The sequence below is a fragment of the Gordonia sp. NPDC003504 genome (genome assembly GCF_053587995.1).
Map to the genome: position 1 here is coordinate 383276 of NZ_JBSFPC010000001.1, position 25777 is coordinate 409052.

Here is a 25777-nt window from a genome sequence, read left to right on the forward strand (position 1 = left end):
CATCCTCCGGACGCCTCGGGGAAACGGAACCCAACCCGGGGCAGTGTATCCGCGGCCGGGTATCGGCGCCCAACCAGCAGCGGCATTTGTTGGTACGCACCGCTGCGATGGACCGGCCGAAGTGGCGATTTGACCGAATTCGCAATTCGACAACACCGTTTCGGATCATTTGATCCATTCTCGGAAATATCCCGGATATGTTGTATTGACGTGCGTACCACTCTGCGTTTTTCGACGAATAGGTCTGTGATCGTGTTCTCCGCGTGGTCCACAACACTCACACACCTACAGCGGTTGTGGGCACTGCGCGCACCTTCTATTATTTCGGCATCGCCATGGTCGTTCGGCGGGTGAATCCGTCCACAATTCACCCGCCGAACCGCCTTACCCCGTTGTCGCTCCGGAGTATCACCATGCGCCCAACACCCAGAGGAGCCTGATGACCGATCGCCTCGACTCGGAGGTCGCCGTCGGTGGCACCACGCCGCGCGAGATCGTCGCCCGCCGCCTCTCCGGAATTCGTAAGCGGGAGAACTCGCGATCCTGGGTGCATGGCTATCAACGCACCCTGATGATCTCGGATCTCGTGGTCGTCGTCGCGACGACGGTCGGTGCCCAATGGTTGCGCTTCGGGTGGGGTGACGCCGACGTCCTCAATGGGACCAAGATCAGTGCGAATCTGGTGTCGCTGTGCCTCATCGTGGGCTGGCTTGCCTCGCTGCGTGCGTTTCAGTCGCTGGATCGTCGCATCATCGGTTCGGGCGCCCAGGAATACAGCCGTGTAGTCACCGCGTGCCTCGCCACCTTCGGGGCCCTCGCCATCATCGATCTCCTGTTCAAACTCGACGTCGCGCGCGGCTTCGTGGCCGTGGCGCTGCCCGTGGGTATCGTCGTCCTTCCGCTGTCTCGCTGGGCATGGCGTCGGCGACTCGCACGGCGACGGAAAGCGAACGGACAGTGGGCTTCCCAGTACATGGACCGCGTTCTGGTGGTGGGCGAGTTGTCGTCGGCAGTCCCGCTGATCTGGCGGCTCAGCGATCCGACGCTGGGCTACGCCGTCGTCGGCCTGTGCACGCCGTCACGGTCGAGCCCGCGGTCGTCCGTGCAGGTCGATGGTCGAGAGATCCCGGTTCTCGGCGACTTCGACGATGTCTGCGCGGCCGCCGACGTGGGAGGTGCGACCACCGTCGCGGTGACCTCGGCCGAGGCACTCGGACACGAAGCGATGCAGGAACTGTCATGGGATCTCGAGGGACGTCAGATCGAGATGCTGGTGTCGCCGGGCGTCACCGACGTCGCCGGACCCCGCATGCTGGTTCGGCCCGTGGCGGGACTTCCATTGCTGCACATCGACAAACCGCGATACGAAGGTGCCAACAAGTTCCGCAAGGCCGCGCTCGATCGGCTCGGCGCAGTTCTGATGCTCATCGCGCTCTCACCGATTCTGCTGCTCGTGGCGTTCGCCGTCACAGTGGACTCACGTGGCCCGGTGTTCTACCGCGCCAACCGAATCGGCCTGAACAACCGGCCATTCGAGATGTGGAAGTTCAGGTCGATGGTGATCAACGCCGACGCTCTTCGCGCCGATTTGGTCGACCGCAATGAGGGTGCCGGCGTGTTGTTCAAGATGCGTGACGATCCGCGCGTCACACGCGTCGGCAAGTTCATCCGCCGGTACAGCCTCGACGAATTACCTCAGCTGTTCAACGTGCTCAGCGGAACGATGAGTCTAGTCGGGCCCCGGCCGCCGTTACCCGACGAGGTCGAACGATACGACGGTCGGGTGGCCCGCAGAATGTTGGTCAAGCCCGGCCTCACCGGCCTGTGGCAGGTGTCGGGACGGTCCGATCTCTCATGGGAAGAGTCTGTGCGACTAGATCTTTCCTATGTGGAGAACTGGTCGATCATGCAGGACATGGCCATCCTCTGGCGGACCGCCAAGGCTGTTGTCGGGAAGGATGGTGCGTACTGAGTGTCCCCCGTACGTGTCCACCGCGAGGCCACGCCGGGTTTCGTCTGGTGCACAACAGCCGTGTGCAACTCATCGATGTGTCCGGCGCTGCTGCGCAACATCTTTCACTGTGACCCGACAAGGTTCGTGACGCGAGGATCCAGCGGCAAGACCGTCGGCAGCGTTCTGACCCAGTGGGCTATCTGACGGAGTCAGCCGGATCAGTCCGGACAATGATCCCCGTCGACGCTATTGCGCGGTCACGATACCCAGGCTGGGGAAGAACAGGCAGGTGGCGTTCGACCGGTGCACCACCCCGTAGATCGCGGCAAGTACGGTGCCCGATCCGGTGTCGACGAGGCCGCCTCGGACTCCGCCCTGCGGGATGGCGTTGAGGGCGGGCTTGGCGACCGTATCGATGTACGGCTGGTATAGCCGGGCCGGAATCCCGGCTTCCTTTGCTCGCTTCGCAATGGCGTTCAGGATCGTGTCGGTGATGCCGCTCATCGGTGTACCCAGGCTGCCTTGCAAGGTGTTGATGTTGAGCCAGGCGACCTGCATTCCGGACTTGTCACTCGATTCGTCGATGATGCCGACGGGGGCGAACCCGAAGAGGATTTCTCCCTTCTGGACCAGGTTGAGGTCCATTCCACCGAGGTGGAGGTTCCCCAGCACCGGCGTGTAGGGCCCGGGTACCGCGCCACCGACGGCGAGCGGGAAGGTGAGATCGGTGCAGGCACCGATCGTCGGGGTGAACGGGGTGATGCCGAGCTGTTTGAGCACGGCATTGGCCGCGTCGATGCCGTCGATGACCGAGGCGGCCGGCACCGGATGGGCGTCGATCCAGCTCAACACCTGAGTCGGCGTGAGGGTGGTGGGTTCGGGTGCGGCGGACGCGGTGCCTGCTGCGGCGACCAGCGCAACGCTCGCGGCGGCTGCGACCGCGAGACTCCGGATTCGAGTGAACATGCGCGATTCCCTTCACGTCGGCGGCGACGTGGTCAGGGTAGGCCGACAGGTGGGGTGCTTGTGCCGTTTTCCTCGGGACCGTCACCGATTTGTTGGCGCGGTCCGAAGGGCATGGTCTTTCCCGGTGAACGCTGCGGCAGTGTCATGACCCGCCCCGACGCCGCCGTCACCCGCGGACGCGGTGTGCTCCGCGGAACGCTCACGCCGGGGGCGTGAGACCGGCACCGCGGGATACTTGCGCGAGTCGGCCATTCCGGTCACCGCGATTCACGCCTGGGCACCAACTCGGCATGCGGCGACGACGCATGCGGGTCCTCCATTCAGCAGATGGGCGGGACTTCACCGAAATCCTAAGTCCGCTAGGCATTGCGGTCATTCAGGCACGGCTCGGCAGCCACGGGACTCCGGGTGCCGACGCCTCCGCTCAGGATCCCCCTCCGCATACCACGACCCCACTGATGTTGCACCACAACGCAACTCAATACCGGGCACTCCGTGGCACTCCGCGGTCCGTCCACTCGGTCCACAAACAGGGTGCATACATCGTCACTGTTCTCGCCGTCCGCACAGGGCGTGGCAGTGCGCGATGCTGCGACGGTGACCAGCATTCTCGTTGTCCTGCAGCCGGTCACGCTCCTAGACTTGCGTTCACACCCGGACCACCGAGGACACCATCATGCAAGATCCCCTGAATCCCCAACTGCGACTGAAAGTTCGCATCGTCGCGCTCGTCATGTATGTCCCGATGACGATCTATGCCATCTTCGGAGTCATTCACCACGGCGGTGTCTACCCCTGGGTGATGGCCATCTGTTTTCCCCTGGCGTTTGTCGCAACGCTGTGGGCGATCTGGCGGAGCCGGATGCTTCGGTAAATCGCGACGGCCCCTACTGCGCGGTCGTGATACGTCGGCCCGACGCGGTCGGAGTCGGACGACGTCCCCATCGGTGTCGAAGTAGTGCCCTCCCCTATATCCTCGTGCGGTGACGATGCCGCCCGACAACCGTGAGACAACCGTCCCGCCACCCACGACGCCACCGGTCGCCGCTTCGCCACCGCAGGTGCGGGTGTCGCTGACGAAGAGCGACAACGAGACTCGGCCGGTCGACCCGCGTATCGTGTCGCCGTACGGTACGCCGCCGCCGTGGCCTGCGCAGCCGGGTGGTCCCGTCCCACCATGGCCGACGCCACTACCGCACCCCCCGTTCGGCGGATCACCGATGCCGCCACCGCACCGCTCTTCTCGTCCGATGCTGTGGATCGGGCTGGGTGTCGGCGTGACCGTCGTCGTCGCCGTCGTCGCGCTGGTGGTGGTACTGCTGGTCGGGTCGGGAGGTGGATCGCCGTCGGAGGCGATGGCACCCGGCGACGATTCCGTTCATCCCGAGGAGATCGCGTCGATCGCCGCCGGCCCGGCACAGGCGTTGGTCCCCATGCCCACCGAGCCGAGCGCCGCGTGGGCGGTCCACCCCGAGCTCATCTCGTGGGCCACCAGTGCCACCGCCATCGTGCTCGCCGCGTCGGAGAACGCGCCGGTGGCCACCGTCATCGACGCGGCGACCGGTCGTGATCGGTTCACCGTGACGATGCCGGCCGGACTGGTCCTCAACGGGTGCGCGATCACCGGTGACCGGATCGGGTGCATGGCGGCCGCGGTGAACAACGCCCGACCCGATGTGCTCATGGTGATCGACGCCGACGGTGGTCGCGTCGTGGCCACCACCACACTGCCCGCGGGTGAGCATTTCCAGGATATTTATGGCGTCGGCGATCGCTTCATCGTCAAACGCCAGGGCACCGACCCGTCCACCGACATCGGCGACATGGTCGGACTGGACCTGTCCGGGCGGACCATGTGGAGGCAGCCCGGTGCCTTCGTGCTGGCCGATCAGCCGATCGTGGTGCGCCCCTCGGACAGATCGCCGACGCCCGAACGGATCGACTTCCTACGCGCCACCGACGGGCAGACCATTGTGAGTGCGACCAATACCCGGCATTGGGCGGTGCCGTGGACCGGATTTGCCGGTGGTATCGCCGTCGTCAACGGTCAGGGAACCGGCACCGACATCTACCGCGCCGACGGCACCAAGACCGCGTCGGCGCTCGGTTGGAAGCCCGCGGACGAGCAGGGCTCCACCGACACATCGCTGCCACCGGTACCGATCCTGGGGCGTCTCGCGGAGAATCCGAACGACAATTCGTTCACCATCGGCGCGGCCAATCCGGCGACCGGCCATCTCCTATGGCGGACAACGGGTTCCCAGTTCAACGCCTACCGGTTGTCGGCGGATATGGTCGGCAACTTGATCGGTATCCGGGTCGGCGCCGAGGGCGCGCCGGACTCGCCCGCGCACAGCGACGACGACGACTTCGTCAACGGCCCACTTCAACTCCTCGACCCGGTGAGCGGCACGGTACGCTCCACCCGGTTGCAGATACCACGGCCGACGACGGTCGGAGCGGCGTTCACCACCGACGGTGAGCGCGTCATCGCCGCCGACGAGTCCGCCAACGCCCTCGTCGCCTATGACCTCGGCACCGGCGCTCAGGTGTGGCAGCTCGCTGGCGCCTACACCGATCAGTACAGGGCGGTGGGTCCGCGGATGTACAACCTCAGTCGGGTGGACGGCACACAGCTCCTGACGCCCTGATGTCGTTGCAGTGCAGAGTAATACGGCTTGGGTCCGTTGGTTCTTGTTGCGGTGCGGCATCATTCACCCGCGTCGGGGCGGGGATCTCCATGACGTGTCCCGGGTCGAAGCGATCGGGGGGTCGGGCATGGCGTCGGCTGCGGCACCGGGGAGGCGCGCGGCGTGGGCGCGCCCCGCGGTCGGCGTCCGCTCGCCGCTCCGCGGCACATCAGAGGTAGCCCCGTCGGGCCGCGAACGTCGCGCGTGAACAGAAGTCACCCGACGGTGTACTCACCATCGAGATCGCAGCAATCACGCCGAGGATCACGAGGATGTCGGAGAGCATGTCCATGGGGCGCCTTACGAACCGGGATGGGTGCCACCACGCACGCGGTGACGTCTGACCCGTCCACCATCGCGTCCCCGACGCCCCGTCGATAGGCGGTCGCACTACGCGGGTTCGGTGAGGTCGGCTACCTACCGTCGGGGGGTACTACCCGCCTCGGCGCGGTGAACACCGCCGTCGTCGGCGGAGTACTGCTAGATGGACTGCGCTAGATGACTGTGGGCCGTGGCGCCGGGTCCGGCGGCGGTGGCGCGGGCCGTGGGTCCGGTTGCGGGCTCGGTGTGGGGATCGGCGGTTCCGACGGCGGCTCGGGAAGCGGCTCCGGTGCCGGTTGCGGCGTCGGCGGAGGTGGTGGAACGGGGACGGGCTGGTTCATCACGACTCCTCGGTGGGCATTTCCGATCGGAGGACGTTCGGGTCACCGGGCCGACTGCGCAGGTGCGACCGCGGTGGGCCCCGGTCTGGACCTGTCCCGACGCTACGCCTGCGTGTGTGCGACGGCCAGTGCGTGCCGAGCGCCGGTGGAGAGGGCGGCGGACAGTGTTGGGCCATTCCTCGTGGTCAGAGGCCGGAGACAGAGCAAGTCCCTGCGACAGTCGGGGGTCGTCGCAGGGACTTGCGGAATCCATACTAGCGGGAGGTCACCCGTGACGCGCAACTTGGACAAAACGCCTCCACACGTCAAGTGCGTGGTTTCGAGCCGACACGAGCTCGCTGAGACGCAGCTCAACGCGAGGCTTCATTCGCGCCGGCACGCGACCGGCGTGAGGTGGGTTCATCCTGATGTGACGATCCGGCAGAGACAGACCTGCGAAACTCCGGCGTTCCGCCCGAGCCGAGCACCGTCATCGCGAGGACTGCGATACCGGCCCCGAATAGCGGTTGCATGCCGAGCAGCCCGGCGCCCACGGTCATCGCGAGCGGGTCGCATCCACCGCCTCCGCCGAGGCGATACCCGACCGCGACCGCCGCCCACAGCAGGAAGAACGGGAACGAGACCACGTGCTCATCAAGGCTGCGCCGACACATCTGCTGAATCGCTCTCCGGCGAGCCGGCTGCCAAGATCACAGCATCGGTTTCGATCTGCCGCGGTCCTATGTTCCACAGTTCGATGGTCTGCGCTATCCAGGCGGCAGCGAATATCAGCAGGGCCGCCGACTCCCCCAGAATGATCAGGTGACCGAGGTGGCGCACAAATGCAATGATCAGAAAGATCACCGTCACAACCATCGCAAGAGCGAGCCCGGTGTATAACGCGGACAACCCCTTCACCAAGGCCCTGAATTGAGCACGGCGACTTGTCGGTTCGGCTGCGGTATTCGCGGCCCGCAGGAAGGCGTTGGAGGCAACGACGAGACCCAGCCCAGAGAACGTGGCGATCGCGGCGATGTTGTGCATCCATTCATGGATTGCGGGAGGTGCGCTCCTGACCTCGACCGCATAGAGGACTACGAGCACGACGACAACCGCTACGCCCAGCAGCCGGAAGACCCAGGCAAAGAATCCCGTCGTGAACCACTTTCGTTTCCGCACGGTGAACGTGAATACCGTCTGGTAGCTGTCGTACTTCGACTTTCCGATGGCCTTCACGATCAGGCCCAGCACCTGCGCAATGCCCCCGGCGATCATTGCGGCCAGGACGGCATTCTTGAGGGTCGCGTCGATCGGGAAGCATGGAAACAGTACGTCCGGATCATGTGCGGAATCAGGGACGGTCGCGGGGATGAAAGCGATCAGGAAGGCCAGAAATCCTGAGTAGTTGAGAAGCACGTCCTCAGGTTCGGTGCTTCCTTTGTACGTTACGAGCAGCGCCCCGAGCGCACACAGCGATCCGATGAAGACCATGTGGGCGCTGGTGTAGAAGTATGCGCTGATCGATCCCATGAACTCCGAGTGGCTCGGCGATCGGTAGGTCACTGCACTGTAGATGACCGATACCGCGAGCATCGCAATGAGTGCGATCATGCCGAGTCGCAGGTTCCGATACGTGGAGATGACGATCGAGGAATTGTCCGGTGACATGAGTGGACTCTACTTTTCCGGATGCAGGCTTTGACGATATCGGTATTTTGCGGTGCATGAGGGCATTTCAGCACCCGTCATCCGACGACGGGGTCGAGTGTGCCTGCGATGCAGAGCTGTTGGAGAGTCGGGTGCGACCATGAACTCCGACACTGCTCTGCGCGCGTCGTCGCATTCCACGTTTGTTGCCGCGCAACCAGATCCTGAAGGGTGACGTCGACGTCGTAGTCACCGTCGTCGGTCTGCACCAGCAGGCTGGTCGAATCCCCTTGGCGCAGCGACTTCAATGCCTTGTTGCACGCATAGGTCCCAGCTGCGCCACCACCTGCGGCGCTCAGTGCCGGCGGAGCGTGTCCTTTGGTTGCGGCAGTGGCCAAGTAGCCCATGGTCGCTCCCGTTATCGAGCATGCTGCAGTTTTTCCGTCGTCGTCGTTGTTCCACAGGTAGAGCCCGCCGAATGCTGCCAACGCGATGACCGCGGCAACCCCCAGCAGCCGTGCCGGACTCATGGTGGCTGTTGTTGTGGTGGTGGTATCCATTTCGATCGTCCGCCTCTGTGTCGGTATCTCATGTGTTGTGCGCTGGGATCAGCAGATCCGGCCGCTGGCGACGTAGAACGTGCCGAAGTTCGCTGACTGGTTGTAGGCGAGGTAGAGAGGCCGGCTGTAGCCGCTGAGAGCCGTGATTCCCGGATATCCGCAGCGGTTACCGATCGCCCGGTAGGCCCGGATCGCGTAGTAGCCGGCGGACGCGGAGTAGTTGGTGAACGTTCCGCATCCACTGGCATTGGTCGAACCAGCACGCCAGTCCTGCCACGCCGAGCCATTCCACTTCAGAAGCGCCACCGGCTGACTCGCGTACGGCGCGTTGCTGTAGTACTTGGCGCAGAAGCTGATGGGCGAGGCGGCCTGGGCCTGCGGCGCAGTGGCGACGCCGATTCCGAGTGCAGCCGTCAGGCCCGCAATCAACGCTGCTGCCCGGAGTCTCAGGTGTGTTGTCATGTCGGTTCCTTCGCCGGAGTTCGGAACTGGGATGTCCCGCGCGGACACGTCGCCGCGTGATCTGATTGTGGTCACCGAAATGATTCGACGACAACGGTTTTGGTGTTGGTTTCGCGTTTTCCATCGATCGAAGAACCCCGAACTGGGGACACCCACGTACGCGGCGGTCGGACGAACGCGCTGGTCAGGGGGTCGCGCCTGTTCGCATCGCGAACGATGCCCCACGGTCGTGGGTCGGCCGATCAGTGCACCATTGCGCCACTGCCGCAAGGCAAGTGAGGTACGTCGTATCGCGCCGAAGGAGGTGAGGATCGCTCGGTGCCGGGAGTGACTTCTCGAGGCCACGACACGGCTCGACCGACGGGAGGTGGCTCGACCGGCGAGCGGCAGCGGCTCGACCGGCGAGCGGCAGCGGGTCGGCCGTTGAGAGGGCGAAGCGGCTACCCGGCGAGACGCACCTGCCCGTCGTCGGTCACTTCGACGCGGCGGCTCGTGCCGTCGGTGGACCGGTGCAGGATCGAGGCGGCCATGCCCCGACCCGGCGGCGGGATTCTGATGAACACCTCGCCGTCGCCGGCGTCGTCGAGCATGTCGGTCGCGATCTGTGAAATGGCGTCTGCGACAGACATAGCGAATGCATCGGACGCGTCGTCGCGATCGTGGCCGGAGTCGTCGATGAGTACGACGTCGACGCCGCGGACACGTGCTCGGTAGACCGGCTCGTCGAGGTGGAGTTCGGTCATCAGGGGTGCGCGCATCCGGTCGCGTAGATGTGCTTCGAGCACTTCGCAATCCAGCCTTTGGGCGTCGGCGAGCGGCGCGCCGGTGGCGATCAGTTCCAGTAGCGGTCGGGCGGTGGCGTCGAGGTAGTGCACCTGGTGGGCACGCTCGTCGGCGGCCGCGGATTCCGCGGCGGCCTTCCCGACGTCGTCGGTGATCTGCTCGCGCAGTGAAAAGACTTCGCGCGCAGTCGAACGCAGGGTAAATGACAGCAGCACACCGATCACCAGCGGCCCGATCTCGAAGACGAGCATCAACGCCGCACCGGTCGGCGACTGCCCGATCCGGGTGCCCACCACGCGTATACACCGGCCATGGCGGCGAGCCCGCACCACGGGAGGATGCGGCGGCCCCGCAGGATGACGAATACATACACCCCGATCACCGCGCTGTGGGACACCGTGACGGCGTTGCCCTTACTCGTCGGTGTCTCCAGCAGGACCAGTGCGTTGGCCAGCGGCCCCGCGGCGACCGTCAGGCAGGCGGCGGTCAGCGGCATCGGGTCACCGGGGACGATGACCACCGCGATCGCCATCGCCGAGATCAGCAGTCCGCCGATGAGCGGTGGCACGAGCCAGGTGAACTCGTGACGGGAGGCCACGATAGGCACCCAGATCGCCAGCAGGTATCCGACCAGCACGAGCCAGACTCCCCAGCGCTTCATGCCGAGGACATCGCGGATGTCATACCCTCGCGCGGTCATCGTCGTACATCCGCGGGGACGGCTGTGCGTGTCCACACGATGTCGACGGTGGTGCCCCGCCCACGCTCGGAGGCCACGTGGGCCGCTCCCCCGTCCACCCGTTGCATCCGGCCGATGATGCTGGCGGCGATACCGAATCTCGAGGGCGGCACCTCGCTCGGGTCGAAGCCGATGCCGTTGTCGTGGACCTGCACTCGACACCCGTCGCCGTCGGTGATGACGGTGACCGTGACATCGACATCCGCACCGGCATGGCGTTGCACATTGCGCAGTGCCTCGGCGGTGGCCCCTGCCATCGAGGTGATCGCAAACTCCGGGCAGGTGGCGTTCTCGTCGTCGACGCGTACGGTGACCGGCACGGTGGGGTCGACGATCGCGACGGCGGCACGGATGTGATTCAGCGCGACGGGCACAGTGATCTGTCGGGACGGTACGTACCCGCCGGCCTCGTCGATGGCCGCGAGGGCGGCGTCGGCACTGCGGGCCAGGTCGGGTGATTGATCGCGGCGGGCGGCCAACAGCAATGTCGCCATCACGGTGTCGTGGGTGAGCGCGTTGAACCGGTCGCGTTCCGCGGAACGCGCCTGACTGGCCGCGGTGACGGCGGCGGTCTCGTAGGCCTGCGCGCGGGTCGCATCGAGGGTGTGTGCCGCGCGGATCGCCATCACCTCCGCCGAGAGGAAGATCAGGCTGAAGCCGATCCCCCAGGCGATCGAGGAGATCACCGAACTGCGGAGATCCTCCAGTCGGGTGAGGTGACTGATCGTTCCGACGCCGACGCCGACCACGATCAGCACCGCGTACGCGGCGGCCGGACGCAGCGCCAAACCGGCGGCGAGCACGGCCAGTCCGGGAAAGTGCACCAGCCACAGCCCGCGGGGGATGTCGAAAGGCACTCCGTTCCAGGCGAATCCGAAGGTCGCCAACGCAAACAGATAGCCCGCCATGGGAATTGCGGCGATCATGCGGAGTCGGCGGGCGTCGCCACGCCAGCTGAGCGGGCCCATCAGGATGCCGGCGCCGAGAGTGAGCACGGCGCAGATCACCGTCCACCACGTCGCCATGTACGTCCGCGACGCGAGGATCGTCGGGAACAGCAGGATGCTGTAGACGAGGTAGCCGAGCGCGAGGTACTGCGGGATCAGTCGGAGGATACGCACCCCGGCCTGGCGGTCCTGGGTGCCGACCGCGTGCTCGACCGCCGACATCGCGTTCATCGTCGGCCCTTTGCCGGACGGCGTGTCACGGTCTGCCCGTCACTGTCGGCGGCGGCGTGGGATGGGTACCCACCCATCCTCGATGGCGCGTTTGAGCAGTTCCGGTTTGGTGCGCGCGGGTCGGCCGGCCTCGGCGTAGCGGGCCCGGATGCGGTTGACGTACTCGGTGACCGTCTCCGGTGAGAGATTCAGTTCCTCGGCGACACGCGCGGTGGATTCCCCCGCTGCGTACAGTTCCAGGACGCGACGCTGCCGCGGTGACAAGCTGACGAATTCGTGGTCGGAGTCGATCGCCGACGCCCAGTCGATGCCGGCGACGGTGTTGCCGGCCAGTGCGTGCCGGATGCCGTCGACGAGGTCCTTCTCCCGGACGTTCTTGCGGATCACGCCGAGTACGCCCTCGCTCGCGGCCTGCCGGATGAGGAAGGGCTCGTCGCCGGAGGTGTAGATGAGGATCGGCAGGCCCACCGCGTGCAGCGCGGAGATGTTGGACGCAGGCGTGCTGCCGTCGCCGAGGCGAAGGTCGAGCAGGACGAGATCGAGGTGGGTGGTCTGGGTGAGCAGCGCGTCGACGGTGTCGGCGCCGGCCGTGAGCTCGAGGTCGGCGCAGTCGTCGAAGGTCGCACGCAGGCCGCGGACGATCTGGACGTGATCGTCGACGACGCCGATGCGTCGCGGTATGTCGGCCGGTGGGGGCGCGTCGGCCAATGGGTGCTGGTCGGCCGGTGCACGCTCGTCGGGCATAGGGGTCATCATGTCCGATTGGGTGTGTTTGTGCGGGTGGTTTGGGCAGGTCAGTTGGTGCGGGTTCCGGTCACTGCGCCTCTCCAGTCGTGGTGGTTTCCCCTGACCGCCTAATCCTTAGGGAGACAAACGATGTCCCCAGAAGATGCGTCGGCCGGGTGGACCAACTTCGGTATCGATCATTGATCGACGACGACGATCCGGATCAGAGTGATCATGACGGCAGATTCGCCGTTGGTTGTCGGGGCCGATCCGTACCGGGAGTCGCGATGCGTAGGTGGATGGTCAGCCTCCTCAGGAGACTTCGCGACGGCCCGTGTCCGAAGACGCCAACGCGTGAGATCCTGCCGACGACGCCCATCCGACCATCGGGTCGTTCCCATACGACACCGACTGGCCCATGCCACGCACCGATGGTGACGACGCACGCCGTGTGCCCGCAGCGGCGGCATCGATCACAACCTTGTTTACGCTGTCGCCCAGTGCATCCCGAGCGCAGATGATCATCTCCGGGACCTCGTCACAGGAGTTGCCGACATGACCACACCGACGTTCCACACGCTAGTCCGCCACCAAATTCCGTGCGGTGATGATGGGCTCTTCGCGGTCCGCACCTGTTCCCTCAGTCCACACTCCCCCGACGCGACCCGAAATGCCATGAGCACACATCTGGGACCGGGAAAAATCGACGTTCTGTCGGAGCATCGTCCGGCGGTCTGGTTGACGCGGAGTCCCGAACGCGCTGCATTGTGCATCGTCGACGACCATCTGCCGGCATGGGCGAACAATGGCGCAGCGAACCTCATGCGGCCCGGCACAAGCTCCGTGATTGTCACCGAGTTCGCTTGGTACAACCATGATTTCATACCCCGGCGGTCGATCTTTCGGGAGCCGTTCCTTGCTGCCGGAATCCTCGGCACACTGATGATCATCGTCATCGCCGGGCTGTTTCGCACACCTGGCGGACCGTGGTGGTGGGAGGAGGCTCTGTTTCTCGCCGCGGCAGTATTCGGCTGCGGTTGGGTGGTGGCGGCGTTTCGAACCACCATCGATGATCGCGATCCGCACCCGCGCGGTCGCCGAGCCTCGGCAGCACTGTTCCTCACTGGCGTCGCCTCCCTGATCGCGGGCGCCATCATCGCCTTCTCCGACCTTGGTGTGCGGGGAATCCCGGAAACCCTCAAGGGCACAATGTTCATGTACGGGGTGATCGCGACCGTCGTCGGCTTCATCTGCTGGATGTACTCGGCGTGGTCGATCCTGGAAGGAAAGAGCTCAACCGACCCGCAGGCCGTCGCCCGAGCCCGGGCCAATGCCCTTCACACGATTGGCCGAGCCGAGGTCGGCGAGGCGGTCTCCTGGCCGGAGCCCGAGGGTCGAAATTCGACCGGATTCTTGGTGACCGTGGTTGCGCTGGTCTTGGTGATCGCTGCTCCCACGCTCAAGATCATCGCAGGATTCGCAGATTCCTCGGCCGACGGCGCCGATCCCATCACCATCGGTTTCCTCGTCGTCGCGATCGTGGGATTGGCCGTCTACTCGGTCTTCCACTTCATTCGCTCGTGGGGTCGTTACCCATCGCCGCAGGAGCGCAACACTTTTCTCGCATCCGCCTACTCGATCGACAACGGTCTTGCCGTCAAGATCCGCAACGACGCCGATATCCTGGCTGCCTTCGAGCTCCTGGGTGCGCGGGAACGTACTGCGGAAGTGCAGCGGGTGAACAAGTTTGGTCTAGGATAGATGTCCCCACGGAGGCCTCCCTCGCCCGCGAACTGTCTCACAACCTCAGCAGGGACGTAATGATCTCATCCGTATCTGGCGCGGGCAGTTCAGGACCGTGCATGGCGATCTCCGTTATATCAGCCAGTGCCGCAGCCATGACTTCACTATCGAGCCTGCCGATACCGACACGATGAGCGAGATCGTGGAGATCCTGAGTGGATGGGGTTCCTGACTTACCGATGCGCCTCCACATAGCTGCAAGTACCCGCGCTTGGTGTCGGGCGCTCCGAGCCTTTCCGAAGCTGTCGAAGGCGTTCTTCCACGCGGACATTGCCTCGGATTCGTGGCCGGTATCGGCTGCCAGTACGGCAAGACTGTGCCACACGGTGCCTTGCTGCCAGTAGTGCGCCGACGGGTACGCACCTTGGCCAGGATCATTCAAACGCTTTGCAACACTGTCGAGTTCACGACGGAACAACTCCGCGTCGAAGGTTGATCGCTCTGTACTGGCGAAGCGGACCGAACTTCGCGCGGCAGCGGCCAGTGCCGCCCTGTCGTTGTTGCCGGCTGCGACAAATCTCTTGGCCGCCGAGTGAAGGTTCTCGATTGCGAGTTCGTGGTCATCGTCTGCCTCGAGTTTGCCCAGATGAAATCGGGCGTCGGCCATCTGCCGCACGTATCCATGTTCGTCCGCGACCGGAATGATGTCCTCGAGTAGGCGTCGGGCGGCCTTGATCCCGTCGCCTCCCAGCGCGGCATGCGCGCGGGCCCGCAGGATCATGCTTGCCACTTCACCCTGACGAGGATCCCACCGTTCGTTGTCGATGGCGCTGAAGGCTTCTCGCGCACGCTCGGCGCCTTCCACCGCGCTTGCGGGATCACCGGAATGCAACTCGATCATCGCCAACTGGTACTCGCACCAACCGATTCGATGATGTCGATCGTCCGTGTCATCACAGTTCGACGCAACGCGAATCGCGGCCCGGAAGTCCTCGGCGGCCGTCGACGCCGCCGACTCTGGGTCTTCGTACATCATTCGCCACCTCCCTCGATCGTAGAGGGCACGGGCCTCGATCGAAGGATGCACGGCCGCAAGGTCACTGAGCTCCTCGTACCACAGACGCAGATCATCGCGACTGAAGCAGCCCTCGGTCGTACGGGCGACAACGCTCAGTTCCCCGATCGCCTCAGCCTGGAGCCGCGCATCCTTGACGAGTCGGCGCAAACGGTTCACTGTCGGTGCCAAGGCGCATGCGGTCATCGGGTCGCGGGGTCCTGTTCGTTTCATGACCGTGAGGAGGTTTCTCAGTTCCTCCTCGGGGTGGCTCCCCTCAGCCATCGCCTCGCCGGCGGTGTCAGCCAACTGAGACGAGTAGTCACCACCCAGCCGGTCCATCACGAAGGTCTCGCCGAGGGGAGTCAGCGCATAGATACGACGGCGACGGTCGGTGGGATCAGGGGTGTTCACATGGCGAACGAGACCCTGATCCCTGAGCGCACTCAGACCACGTGACGTCACCGCCACTGGACTCCCAATGCGTTCACTCAGCGCTGTCGGGCCGGCAGGTCCCTCCGACAACTCGAACAGTAGCCGCTCCTTGACTGATTGTTGACTCTCATCCGCCCCCGCAGCACGCTGCGCCTGCAAGGCGTGAAACAGTCCGGCGACGACGCCGAGAGCAGCCCGGCGTTGCTCTGACAGCGAACCGACATGTGAGCGATGAAGTTGTGCGCGAGCTGCGATTTTCTGTATGTCATCAGTCGTCGGCGAACTCGCCAAGACCTCAGCCGACACCTGCCCCAAGAGGTGGTCGACGCTCTGTGACTCCACAGTCGCGACGTCATCAAGCAGGTCCAGCAGCGCGCTTACCGATGCATTCACTCCACCCTCCGACCCATCCATTCGGCAGAATTCAAGGATACATGACACTTACATGACCTGATCATCGTGAACGTCAGCACGTGAGTCAAAGTCCGGCGTTGTGATCACTTCAAGACCGGCACTGGCCATGCTGAACCCAATGGCGCGCGGCGCAGGATCTTCGGGGCGCGGCACGTGCCGCACTCTCGCCACCTCTCTGTCCGCGAACGGCATCACCACCAACGCGGTCGCGACACCACCGAAAGTGTCGGGAGAGTCTTCCGCGGACCAGTCCACCGGCCCATTGGCAACCATTACCGTGGCCTGGCATGCGGCGATGACAGTCCCCGCCGAGTTCTCGAATCCCCCGGTCTTCTCGGTCATCGCCGACACCAGCACCAATGTCGGATGCAAGGCTGCAACCGCATCGACCACGGTTTCGTCGAGGAAATCCGCGCAGATCAGTGGAATCATCGACCACCTGATACCGGCGTGCACATGCAACACTGTCGATCTGTCAATGTTCTCCTCTCCTGCGAGATTTGTGGTCCACCCGTCTGCCGTACGAACTTCGCTGGGGCCGTTGACATATCGCCCGATCTTGTCGTGAACGACGTGATGCCGGTCACGGGGATACATAATCGACATCCGGTTGACGCGACGTCCGTCTGCCTCTGTGTGCTCAGAACCCGCGAGGACAACCGACGGGTAGAACGCAGCGCTACTCTTCGATTCATGGCTGTTCACGGCCGCATCAACAATGTCACCGAAGCTCTCGGTTGCCGACAGCTCCGGAAGCATCAGTAGCTCAACGCCATTGGTTCGGCAGTGGTCGAGCGCCCACGCGAACATCTGATTCTGACGAGCCTTGTCGACCACCCGCACCCCGAAGAAGCCTGATGTCGACACTTCGTCAATAGTGAACTCCTGCGCCAAGCGCTGATTGGGGGTCGTCAGGAGCGCCGACACGCTGTCACCGAGAGCGTGATCCAGCGCAGCGCCGGCATCAGGATCGTAAATCACGCGCAACGAACCGAACTCGGCGGCGTTCCACAACGCCAACCCGCCCACTCGATCGACGGCGAGGACACTGCCCGCGTCGCGTGGCAACGAAGTGAACCCGCGGAGCCCAGGGTAGAGAGTCGTCAAGTCGACGGGTGTCGTCGGATAGGGTGATTCGTCTTTCAGATCCCTTGGCCCACGCCCCACGAGGAGCGCGCGATACGTCCGATAGCCCATGCCGTGAACGAACTGGTCGATACCCACGGCGATTCCGCGGGCAGCCAATATCGGATCATGCGATGCGAGAACGTCGATGATCGCATCCCGATCGGTCGCGGATAGGTAGGACGACCGCAGACGGCGTCGAGCTCTATTGGCGATGGCGGCCATCGTCGATCGGCCTTCGCTGGACTGGACCATCGCCGCACAGACGTGAGCGTTGGCTCGACAGAACGAGAGTAGGACGGTCAACACCTCGACGACGTCGACCGACGCGGCGATGCGTGCACATAGTGCGGCAAGGTCGGGGCGCTCGGATTCTGTGGGGTTCGCCATCTTTCCTCCTGGTACGGGTGGTCGAGCGGACGCTACCAGTCAGGTACGACATCTCATTGGGCCGCGATATCGTAAGAGCGGCTATTGGTTTAGGGCTTCCGTCGCCCGCGCCGGCTTGGGGGTCAGTCGGGTGGGTACGTTTCGCCTTGCTGAGGGTGGTGTTCGTCGCCGGCGCAACCCATCCAATACACGCTTGCGCCTGCAGCCACTGTGGAACGATGGCTGCCGAGTCAGCTGAACCGGACACGGGAGCAGGACATGAGCGTTGGCAACACGACCATGCTTCACCGAATCTTCGGCTGGGTAACGTTTTTCGGTGGGGTCTCCGCGCTGATCGCGCTCACCGAGGTCGACCGCATCATCGGCCGCAGTTCGGTGTCGGGAACCCACTCGACCATCGCGGCCATCGTGGGTCCGGGTGCATGGGGCAACCGTAGCGGCTGGGATTCGTGGACCGATCTCGGGTCGACGATGGTTCCCGGCACCGCGACCATGGCCAACCTCGGGGATGGAGTCGCTGGGCTCATCGGATTCCATACCCTTTTCGACGCAGTGTTTTTCGTGTGTTACGGGTATCTGTTGTGTCGGCTGATTCTTCTGTTCGCTCCCCGACGCACGGGTGGCACCAACCGGATCGCGTTGGGCATCCTTGCCGCACTGATTGCCGCCGAGGTCGTCGAGGCCATCCTGTTGATCGCTGCTGCGGTCGGCGTATCCGGCGGGGCGGTGCCCGGGGCGCTACGGTCGGCCATCGCCATCGTCGCGCTGGTGAAGTGGGCGACGGTCATCGCGTTGGCGGTCACGATCGGCCGCAACACCAACCTTCGCGGTCATGTGCGGACGTGGTGTCGCACCTGGTATCGCCCCGTCTGGGTGCAACGACTGTCCGTGCTGACCGCGGTACTCCTGGGCGTGCTGACGCTGCCACCGATCCCGGGAGAGCTCGATCAGATCCCCGATGCACAACGCCGCGTCCTCGACGAGGGCCCACGCTACTACTGGTTCCTTCCGTTCCTGTTCGCACTCATCGCCGTTGCGCTCTACGTCATCGGGTCTTGGCGCGCGAAACTGGTGGCGGAGAAGGAGTCCGACAAGAACGCCGGGCTGACCGCACGGGCATTGCTGTGGCCGTGGCTGATTCCGCCTGTCGTCGTGGCGATCGCCGGGGTGTGGCTGTTCGCCACGGGGTATTCGTCCCTCGTCGACGGCGTGAGCTTCTGGATCTTCATCGCTGCGTTCGTGGTGACCGTCGTCGTGTCAGCGGCCCGGCGACGACTTTGTCGGGAACCCCAGGGCAATGACGCCGCCGACGACGCCACCACCAAACCGCCTCCACCGATCACCGGCCGCCAGGTTCAGGTCGTGGGCAACGTGTCGGTCATTCTGGTGTTGGCCGTCGCCATCATCGGATTGATCCGGGCGTTCACCGCGCCGGTGGTCGTCGGGATCACCGGCCCGGAACCTCTCGTCTGGACACAGGTCGCCGTGCTGATTGCCGGATGGCTTCTCGTCGGCGTCGGATCGGTGGTCGTCGCCGTCCTCTGGGACCGGCTGATCGACCTCGCAGGGTCCGTCACCAAGCCGGAGTTCTTCCGCACGTCGGTCGCTCTGCTGATGGTTGTCGGGAGCGGATTCGTTCTTGCCTACGTGGCGTGGCCCGCCCACATTTCCGAGTTCTTCGGCGTCATGGGTACGGTCACGATCGGCATCGGCGTGTGGCCGATCCTGCTCGGCGCCATCATCATTGGCCTGCAGTTCCGGCGGCCGCCGGAGATCTTCACGTTCTTCCGGATGGAGGCTGCCCCGGTCCTGTCACTCACGGCGATCCTGCTGGTGATCGTCGGCTGGGCGGGCGGCGACCCCGATCTGCACGCGGTGAAGGCACGGCCGGGATCCTCGGACTCACCGAGTGATCGCACCGACGTCGCGGCCGCATTCACGTCGTGGGTCGACCGGACGGACGGTTGCCCGGGTACGCGGCCGTTGGTGATCGTGGCCGCCAGTGGTGGCGGCATCCGTGCCGCGGTGTGGACCGCAAGCGCAATGGCGTCGATCACGCAAGCATCTGACGACGCCGACGATGCCCAGCAGAACTGTCGCAGTGCTGTTTTCGCGTCCAGTGGAGTCAGCGGCGGCTCGGTGGGGCTGGCGCTAACCCGCGCCGAGGCCTACGCACGGTACGGCAACAACACGCCTACGGTCCGGCAGTCCATCGACGCCGCACGGGCCATCCGGCAGGCGGGTGCGAACCTGGCCGATCCCGACGTCATCGCAGCCGGGCTTGCCGGGACCGTCATCGGCGATCCGGTTGCTTCGGGCACCGGAATCCGTGCCCAACTGGAGAACTCGGGCCCACAATGGTCGGATCGCGCGGCACTCATCGAACAGGGCTGGGCCACACAGGTTCCCGCGCTCGGCGAGACATTCCCGTGGACCGCTGCCGGCTCACCGACCGGACCGTTGATCCTGAACTCCACGTCGGTGGGCCCGCACTGCCGCGTGCTGGTCAGTCAACTCCAGACGGGTGTCACCATCCCGGCGCCGCCCCCGGATGCCGCGACGGGGCCGGGGACCACCGACGGTCCGGACACCGCCGGCTGCTCGAGTGTCGATGGCCAACCAGCCGCGGCGGTCGATTTCGCGGACCTTTTTGCACCATGCCTGCCGACGATGTCGTGGGCGACCGCCGCGATGCTCTCTGCACGCTTCCCCTATGTCACTCCGTCGGGGCGCGTCAGCGCGTCAAGTGGCCCGTGCGAGGGCAACGCCTGGCAGTTCATCGACGGTGGGTACGCTGACGGAAGCGGATTGGCGACCATCGCCGATCTCGCTCCGCAGATCAGTCTCCTTGCGGCCGAACATAATGCGCGTGTGAGCGCCGGCGATGCCCGGGGGTACATCGTGCCGATCGTCGTCTACCTCGATGACGAGCCCCAGGATCCGGCGAGTGCGGAGAATCCGAAATCCACTGTCGAGACGCTCGTCCCCGTGACCGGATATCTCAATACGCATGCGGCACTGGCCAGTACGGCCGCCTCCACACAACGCATCAGCAACGCGCTCACGCTCGCGTGTAGTCGGCCACCGTCGCTCGGACAGTCGCCGACGACGCAGTTGCCCGTCGACCCCGCGTGTGACGCCGCGCGCCGGGAGTTGCTCGCCCAGGTGAAGGGGCCGCTGGGTGCCGCGCTGAGTGGTTCGGTGATCACCGCGGCGCCGCCACTGCTCCCCAATGTCGAACTGCCGTTGGGGTGGACGCTGTCCGAAGCCAGCGTCCGACAGCTGCAGAATGCGGCGGGGACCGGTGCATTGTGCGGCGCGGACGGCTTCCCTTCGACGGGATTGAGAACGCTCAAAGCGCTGGTGTGTCAGCCGGTGAGCTGACGTCGGTCACCACCGGATCTCGGCGCCGGCGCAACCGCTCGTGAGATATCCCGGTCCACTCCCGGGTGGCTCACCGATATCCTGAACGGGCCCTACTCCGTCACCGATGTTCAGCTCCTGTCTACTGCCCAGCCGAATCGTCGTGGCGGCTATTGCCGGAGCTCCCACGAAACTCGAATCAGCGCAGCGCCATACATCCATCACAGTGTTAGCCTCCACCCATGGAATGCCACCCCGAGGCCGTCGACCGATGACGCCGCAACCACCGTATCGACCTGGCCATCCGCCCCAGACAGACGGATCGCGCACGACGCGCAACATTCTCATCGGCGTTGCCGCGGTGCTGGCAATTCTCCTCGCCGCGTTGATCGGGTGGATCGTCCTGGACTCCCGCAGCACCGCCATTGCAACCGAGACCGCCACCCCACAGCCCGTCGACGTAGATCTGCCCGTCCTGACAGATCCTTTGGCCGATTCCGGCGCGACCACCACCGACAGCGGCCCGACCACTCGGACCGAACTCTGCGCAGCCTACGACGCCGCTGCGGCCGTCACCGTCCGCAACGGCGGCACCGACCCGGCGGCGATCAACCCTGCACTTCGAGAGTTGGCTGCTGCCGCCCGGACGTATCCGGATGCCCAGGTCCAGTCCGATGCTCCCCTGCTGGAGCAGGTGACCATCTCCGGCTACAGCTATCCGCGCCACTTCTATGGCGCGACACTCAACATCAGCGAGGTCTGCCGGTAGAGCGGCACCTGGCCCGATCTCGACTTCTCTTCGCGGAGAACAAGATCGGGCCAGGTGTCGGTGTGAGGACCGCTCAACCCCGAAGACTCGCATAAACGAGCAGGTTGTCGTCGGTGGGGTTTCCGTCGGCATCGAGGTGACAGGTCACCAGGATCAACCGACCCGGAATCGACTGCCACACTTCGTCATATTGCTCCAGTTGCGACTTCGTGTACGTGGCGGTCGCATCGACCTGGTAGATCAGGTCGCCGGCCGTGGTACCGAGACGCACCTCGGCGCCGGGATGCACACCACCCAACGGACCGAAGACCCCGGTCCCGTCGTCGAGGGTGTGCCCCGCGATGTAGACGGTGTCGGCGGAACCGGGCCGCCCGCGCCCGGTCCACCACCACGCGTCGTCATTGGTGGGTGGATCGATCTCGTCGGAGGTGTCGACGATCTCGCGGACGGACGCGTCGACCCCGACCGCCGGCACCGCGATGTGCACCGGATCGCCGACCGCGGCGGTCGTCGGTGCCGCGTTGTTCAGAGTGCCCGAGAGCACTGTCCCCGGATTCAGCGCCGTGGAGCCGGCGGACGTACAACCGACAAGCGTCAGTGCCGCGCCGATGACCAACGCCAGCAGAGCAATTGCGGAACTCAGGACACGCGTTGTCATCGCAGTTCTCCCTTGGTTCGGCGGCACTCAGTACTGCTGACGCCGACGACGGGCGACCAGGCCAGTCGACACCGCCGCCGCACCACCGACCAACACGATGGTCCCGCCGGCGATCAGTGCCACCGGCAGATCCGAGGGCTCGTCGCCGGTGTCGAAGCGGACCCGACCGTTGTTGTCGTTGACGACGGGCGGCTGGGTCTGGGGAGTCGTCGGGGTCGAGGATGTGGTGGGCGGATCGGTGGGAGGGTCTGTGGGCGGATCGGTGGGGGGATCGGTCGGAGGGTCCGTGGGCGGATCGGTGGGGGGATCGGTCGGAGGGTCCGTGGGCGGGTCGGTCGGGGGATCGGTCGGAGGGTCCGTGGGCGGGTCGGTCGGCGGGTCGGTCGGGATATCCGGGCACTGTCCCGGCGTACACGGCAGAGTGATGTCCGGACGATTCGGCAATTGCGCGCCCGGAACGATGATCTGATCCTGAATGGACAGTGCCGGCTGCGCGACGGGATCGGCCGAGGCCTCCGCAGCGAACGCACTCGCGCCGCCGCCGATCAGGGCGGAGACAGCGACGGCGCCGAGAACGACACGGCCGGCGGTGGTGGTGGTGAAGGTCATCATGACTCCTCGTGCTCTGAGGCCGACTGGTTCGGCCTTCAGAGGTAGGAGTCGCCACCTCAGCTGGGTGCAACAACTTTTCTCGAGAACTTTGTTGAAAGAGCGTTGACGCAGGTCAGTGCACTACCGGCGGCGGATTTGCCGGGACCTGGAACGACGGCGCCAGCGTTGCGCACGCCGGGCAGCGCAGTCGCGGATCGATTCCGGAACCGCTGCCGGGATCCACCGGCGGCGGGTCCACCGGCGGCGGGTCCACCGGCGGGGGTTCCACCGGTGGCGACACCGAGCCAGATCCCGAAGGAGGCGACACCGGCGACACCGGTGATGGCGATCCCGGCGTCTGCGGACCAGACCCCGCAGGCTGCTGCGACACCCCGGGCGGTAGGACCGGCGTCGGCGACTCTTGGTCGGTGGTGGTCGATCCCAGTGTGGACGATCCGACGGTGGCCGATGCGGGAGCGTTGACGTCGACGGCGGGCCGAGTTACGGGCGCGTCGTCGAGGGTGGTGACGAGCAGCACCGACGCCGTGGCCGCCACCACCAGCAACGCTGCGGCACTCGACCACAGCATCCATCGATGACGCGGAGAGTCGGCGACCGGATACGTCCATGCTTCCCGTCCACCGATATTCGTCGGTGAAGCGGCTCCGCGGGAATCGGAGGGATCGGCTCCACCCATGGTGACCGGCGCCGGCGCATACGGATTGGCCTGTGCACCTTGCATAGTGGCCGCGTGCGCAGTTCCCGCTTGCTGGTGCGCTGCCACCAGGGCAGGTTCGGCGTCGGCGACGGTGCGGACCCTGAGTCCGATCGGCACGGCCAGCAGCGGCAGCGCCACCAAGATGGCCGCCGGAGTGAAACGCCGCCGTCGTTCTCCCACGCACACCGGGCAGTCGTCGACGTGTTTGCCGATGCGCTTGCGCCACAACGGTGTCCACTCACCATCCCACGCCGACAGTAGGTCGGTGAGGTCGTCGCATCCGGCGCCACCGGCGCGCGCCACCAGCAATGTGCCGAGGCTGCGTTCGAGGGCCTTGCGAGCGCGCGAGGTCAACGCCGTGACGTGGGATGCCTTGACGCCGAGGACTGCGGCGATCTCTGCGTTGTCGAGGTCATGACGCAGACTCAGCTCGACGATCTCGCGGTCCTTCGGCGACAGACCCCCGAGCGCGTCGCGCACCAGTGCTTGGATCTCGCGCCGGCGCAGGTCACGGTCGGGTTCGTCGTCGGTGGCGGTGTCGTGCCACTCGTGGAATGCCGCTTCCCGTTTCGAGCCCCGCAAGCTCCGCAGGCACTCCGAACGGACGATGGCGTACAGCCACGGGCGTAGCCTATCCGGATCACGAAGCTGATGAATTCGTGCCGCAGCCACGACAAAGCTGTCGTGAGTGACATCGGCGGCGCGGTCCCGGTTGCGCACCATCGAGTAGGCAAAGGTGTGCAGGGCGGACCCGTAGCGGTCGTAGACAATGCCGAGCGCGGCCGTGTCACCAGCCATCAACGCGGAGACGATGTCGGCATCTGAGGGTGGCATCCGGCCCGACTCGATGGCTGAGGACATCGCAACCTCCCGGGTTGGCGCAGGTATCGATGGTACCTGCGAGCAGCGCACAACGGTGAAGACGCAGCGATGAAAACGCGGCGTCATATCCGCTGTTCAGTGGATGGAGACGGCAGGCGGGCAGAATGCAACAGTTTTCGGAGGCGGTTCGCGGTTGCGGGCGGTCACGCGACCCGGGGCGACGTTGTCGCGAAACGTCTCGCCTGAGGGTGACGTTCTACGACATCTTGCGTTGTTGAGGCAATCGTCATCGCCGACCCACCCCGGCGGGGAAGAAACCTCGTGAGCCCCAGAGCACCACTTTCCGATAGCCCCCACGCTGTCGTCGTCACGAAACTCAACACGTGGCGGCAGAGGCGCAGTCAGCGCAACGGTGGTCGCTCGTCACTGCGACCGCGTGGTCTCTTCGGCATACGCGGCCCCTTGCCGCCACTCTCACCGGCCGCGACACTGTGACACATGGCCACCGCGACCCCGCAGACGCTGGATGCGCTCGGTTCGCAGCTCCTTGCCGAGATCCAGAAGTCGACCGATGCCCAGCGTGAGGAGCTGAACAAGATCTTCCAGCAGGCCGGGGCACTGACCGATCAAGCGCGGGACCTTCCCGACGCGGCGCGGCAGGCCCTCAATGACCTGGTCAGCGACCCCGACTGGTTCTCCCTGCTGCTGTTCATCCTGGTCAAGCTCAGCGCCCTCGACGATCACCTGACCGTCGGCGCGATGCAGCCGCCGGGATGGTCTCGGATGATCACGCTGACCTACACCGTCGACGCGCAGGCCGCAGCGACGGTGGGCGTCGCACCCCTCACCGACACGACGGCCGCCGGAATTCTGCTGTCCCGTGGCGTCTTTCTGCGCATCCACACCGACGTCACCCACACCTTCCCGGTGGCCGGCGGGATCGGTCTGTCCCTCGATGCCCATGGCAGCGGTGACTGGAAGTTCGCGTTCGGGACGCCGCTGATGAAACCGGCAACACCTGCGACCGTCGCAGCCACCGTGTTCTGGGACCCGCCCGACCTCACCGTACCGCCCGTCGCATTGACCACCGGAAGGGCCGCGGCCACAGTCACTCTCGATTCTCAACCGGCGGGCGGTGCGAAACCATACGCGGTGACGATCGGTCTCGGCGATTCCACCGCCGCCTCGACGGCCGGGATGCGCGCGCATATCGATCTCGGGTCGTCGCTGGGTGTTCTCGCCGAGGTCATCTCGATCGCGACCATCGACGAACAGTACAGCCCCATCTACACGCGACCCGCTGCGGGAGCACCCACCTTCGACCTCCGCCATCGCAGCGCCTGAGCAAG

Annotated in this window: 22 protein-coding genes; 7 read left to right on the forward strand and 15 right to left on the reverse strand. The window is 65.3% G+C overall.

Going from position 1 to position 25777, the window contains the following annotated elements; translation table 11 throughout:
• Positions 1–439 precede the first annotated feature (439 nt).
• The gene (locus ACWDPV_RS01705) at positions 440–1972 is read left to right on the forward strand and encodes a sugar transferase (RefSeq protein ID WP_449741512.1); all 1533 of its coding nucleotides are present in this window, start codon (positions 440–442) and stop codon (positions 1970–1972) included.
• 228 nt (positions 1973–2200) lie between these two features.
• On the opposite strand, the gene ACWDPV_RS01710 is transcribed toward ACWDPV_RS01705, so the two are convergent.
• Positions 2201–2920, reverse strand: a complete 720-nt coding sequence (locus ACWDPV_RS01710; protein WP_449741513.1) for a hypothetical protein — start codon at positions 2918–2920, stop codon at positions 2201–2203.
• 676 nt (positions 2921–3596) lie between these two features.
• Between ACWDPV_RS01710 and ACWDPV_RS01715 the strand changes: the two genes are divergently transcribed.
• Positions 3597–3794: a hypothetical protein gene (locus ACWDPV_RS01715; RefSeq protein ID WP_449741514.1), complete on the forward strand. Its 198-nt coding sequence runs from the start codon at positions 3597–3599 to the stop codon at positions 3792–3794.
• 376 nt (positions 3795–4170) lie between these two features.
• On the forward strand, positions 4171–5571 hold the full coding sequence (locus ACWDPV_RS01720; RefSeq protein ID WP_449741515.1) for a PQQ-binding-like beta-propeller repeat protein: 1401 nt from the start codon (positions 4171–4173) through the stop codon (positions 5569–5571).
• 208 nt (positions 5572–5779) lie between these two features.
• Here the strand turns inward: ACWDPV_RS01720 and ACWDPV_RS01725 are convergent, their stop codons facing one another.
• The 9 genes from ACWDPV_RS01725 to ACWDPV_RS01765 form a co-directional block, all read right to left on the reverse strand.
• The gene (locus ACWDPV_RS01725) at positions 5780–5902 is read right to left on the reverse strand and encodes a hypothetical protein (RefSeq protein WP_449741516.1); all 123 of its coding nucleotides are present in this window, start codon (positions 5900–5902) and stop codon (positions 5780–5782) included.
• Positions 5903–6622: 720 nt separating this feature from the next.
• The gene (locus tag ACWDPV_RS01730; protein WP_449741517.1) at positions 6623–6898 is read right to left on the reverse strand and encodes a hypothetical protein; all 276 of its coding nucleotides are present in this window, start codon (positions 6896–6898) and stop codon (positions 6623–6625) included.
• A 7-nt stretch (positions 6899–6905) separates the two neighbouring features.
• On the reverse strand, positions 6906–7919 hold the full coding sequence (locus ACWDPV_RS01735; RefSeq protein WP_449741518.1) for a hypothetical protein: 1014 nt from the start codon (positions 7917–7919) through the stop codon (positions 6906–6908).
• 77 nt (positions 7920–7996) lie between these two features.
• Entirely contained in the window at positions 7997–8458 is a 462-nt protein-coding gene (locus ACWDPV_RS01740; RefSeq protein WP_449741519.1) for a hypothetical protein, read from the reverse strand.
• A 48-nt stretch (positions 8459–8506) separates the two neighbouring features.
• Positions 8507–8920 (reverse strand): hypothetical protein, encoded by a 414-nt coding sequence (locus tag ACWDPV_RS01745; RefSeq protein WP_449741520.1) that lies wholly within the window; start codon positions 8918–8920, stop codon positions 8507–8509.
• Between the two features lie 440 nt (positions 8921–9360).
• Positions 9361–9999, reverse strand: coding sequence for a hypothetical protein (locus tag ACWDPV_RS01750; RefSeq protein ID WP_449741521.1), 639 nt, complete (start codon positions 9997–9999; stop codon positions 9361–9363).
• Positions 9954–10403, reverse strand: coding sequence for a hypothetical protein (locus ACWDPV_RS01755; RefSeq protein ID WP_449741522.1), 450 nt, complete (start codon positions 10401–10403; stop codon positions 9954–9956). The genes ACWDPV_RS01750 and ACWDPV_RS01755 overlap by 46 nt, the downstream gene beginning before the upstream one ends.
• A complete protein-coding gene (locus ACWDPV_RS01760) occupies positions 10400–11611 on the reverse strand; it encodes a sensor histidine kinase (protein WP_449741523.1) in 1212 nt (403 codons plus the stop codon). Before ACWDPV_RS01760 ends, ACWDPV_RS01755 begins: the two co-directional genes overlap by 4 nt.
• A 48-nt stretch (positions 11612–11659) precedes the next feature.
• On the reverse strand, positions 11660–12376 hold the full coding sequence (locus ACWDPV_RS01765) for a LuxR C-terminal-related transcriptional regulator (protein ID WP_449741524.1): 717 nt from the start codon (positions 12374–12376) through the stop codon (positions 11660–11662).
• A 645-nt stretch (positions 12377–13021) separates the two neighbouring features.
• Here ACWDPV_RS01765 and ACWDPV_RS01770 point away from each other — a divergent pair.
• Complete coding sequence (locus ACWDPV_RS01770) at positions 13022–14107, forward strand: hypothetical protein (protein ID WP_449741525.1); 1086 nt, start codon at positions 13022–13024, stop codon at positions 14105–14107.
• A gap of 37 nt (positions 14108–14144) precedes the next feature.
• On the opposite strand, the gene ACWDPV_RS01775 is transcribed toward ACWDPV_RS01770, so the two are convergent.
• The gene (locus ACWDPV_RS01775) at positions 14145–15971 is read right to left on the reverse strand and encodes a hypothetical protein (protein WP_449741526.1); all 1827 of its coding nucleotides are present in this window, start codon (positions 15969–15971) and stop codon (positions 14145–14147) included.
• A 48-nt stretch (positions 15972–16019) separates the two neighbouring features.
• A complete protein-coding gene (locus ACWDPV_RS01780; RefSeq protein WP_449741527.1) occupies positions 16020–17507 on the reverse strand; it encodes a hypothetical protein in 1488 nt (495 codons plus the stop codon).
• Positions 17508–17765: 258 nt separating this feature from the next.
• Here ACWDPV_RS01780 and ACWDPV_RS01785 point away from each other — a divergent pair, with 258 nt between their 5' ends.
• Both ACWDPV_RS01785 and ACWDPV_RS01790 read left to right on the forward strand, forming a co-directional pair.
• Positions 17766–20891, forward strand: a complete 3126-nt coding sequence (locus ACWDPV_RS01785) for a hypothetical protein (RefSeq protein ID WP_449741528.1) — start codon at positions 17766–17768, stop codon at positions 20889–20891.
• A gap of 340 nt (positions 20892–21231) precedes the next feature.
• The gene (locus ACWDPV_RS01790) at positions 21232–21639 is read left to right on the forward strand and encodes a hypothetical protein (RefSeq protein WP_449741529.1); all 408 of its coding nucleotides are present in this window, start codon (positions 21232–21234) and stop codon (positions 21637–21639) included.
• Between the two features lie 73 nt (positions 21640–21712).
• Here ACWDPV_RS01790 and ACWDPV_RS01795 read toward each other — a convergent pair whose 3' ends face one another.
• The 3 genes from ACWDPV_RS01795 to ACWDPV_RS01805 all read right to left on the reverse strand — a co-directional run bounded on the left by ACWDPV_RS01795 (position 21713) and on the right by ACWDPV_RS01805 (position 24467).
• A complete protein-coding gene (locus tag ACWDPV_RS01795; protein ID WP_449741530.1) occupies positions 21713–22297 on the reverse strand; it encodes a class F sortase in 585 nt (194 codons plus the stop codon).
• A 27-nt stretch (positions 22298–22324) separates the two neighbouring features.
• Entirely contained in the window at positions 22325–22909 is a 585-nt protein-coding gene (locus ACWDPV_RS01800) for a hypothetical protein (RefSeq protein ID WP_449741531.1), read from the reverse strand.
• A gap of 112 nt (positions 22910–23021) precedes the next feature.
• A complete protein-coding gene (locus ACWDPV_RS01805) occupies positions 23022–24467 on the reverse strand; it encodes an RNA polymerase sigma factor (protein WP_449741532.1) in 1446 nt (481 codons plus the stop codon).
• Between the two features lie 459 nt (positions 24468–24926).
• Here ACWDPV_RS01805 and ACWDPV_RS01810 point away from each other — a divergent pair, with 459 nt between their 5' ends.
• Positions 24927–25772, forward strand: coding sequence for a hypothetical protein (locus tag ACWDPV_RS01810; RefSeq protein ID WP_449741533.1), 846 nt, complete (start codon positions 24927–24929; stop codon positions 25770–25772).
• Positions 25773–25777 lie beyond the last annotated feature (5 nt).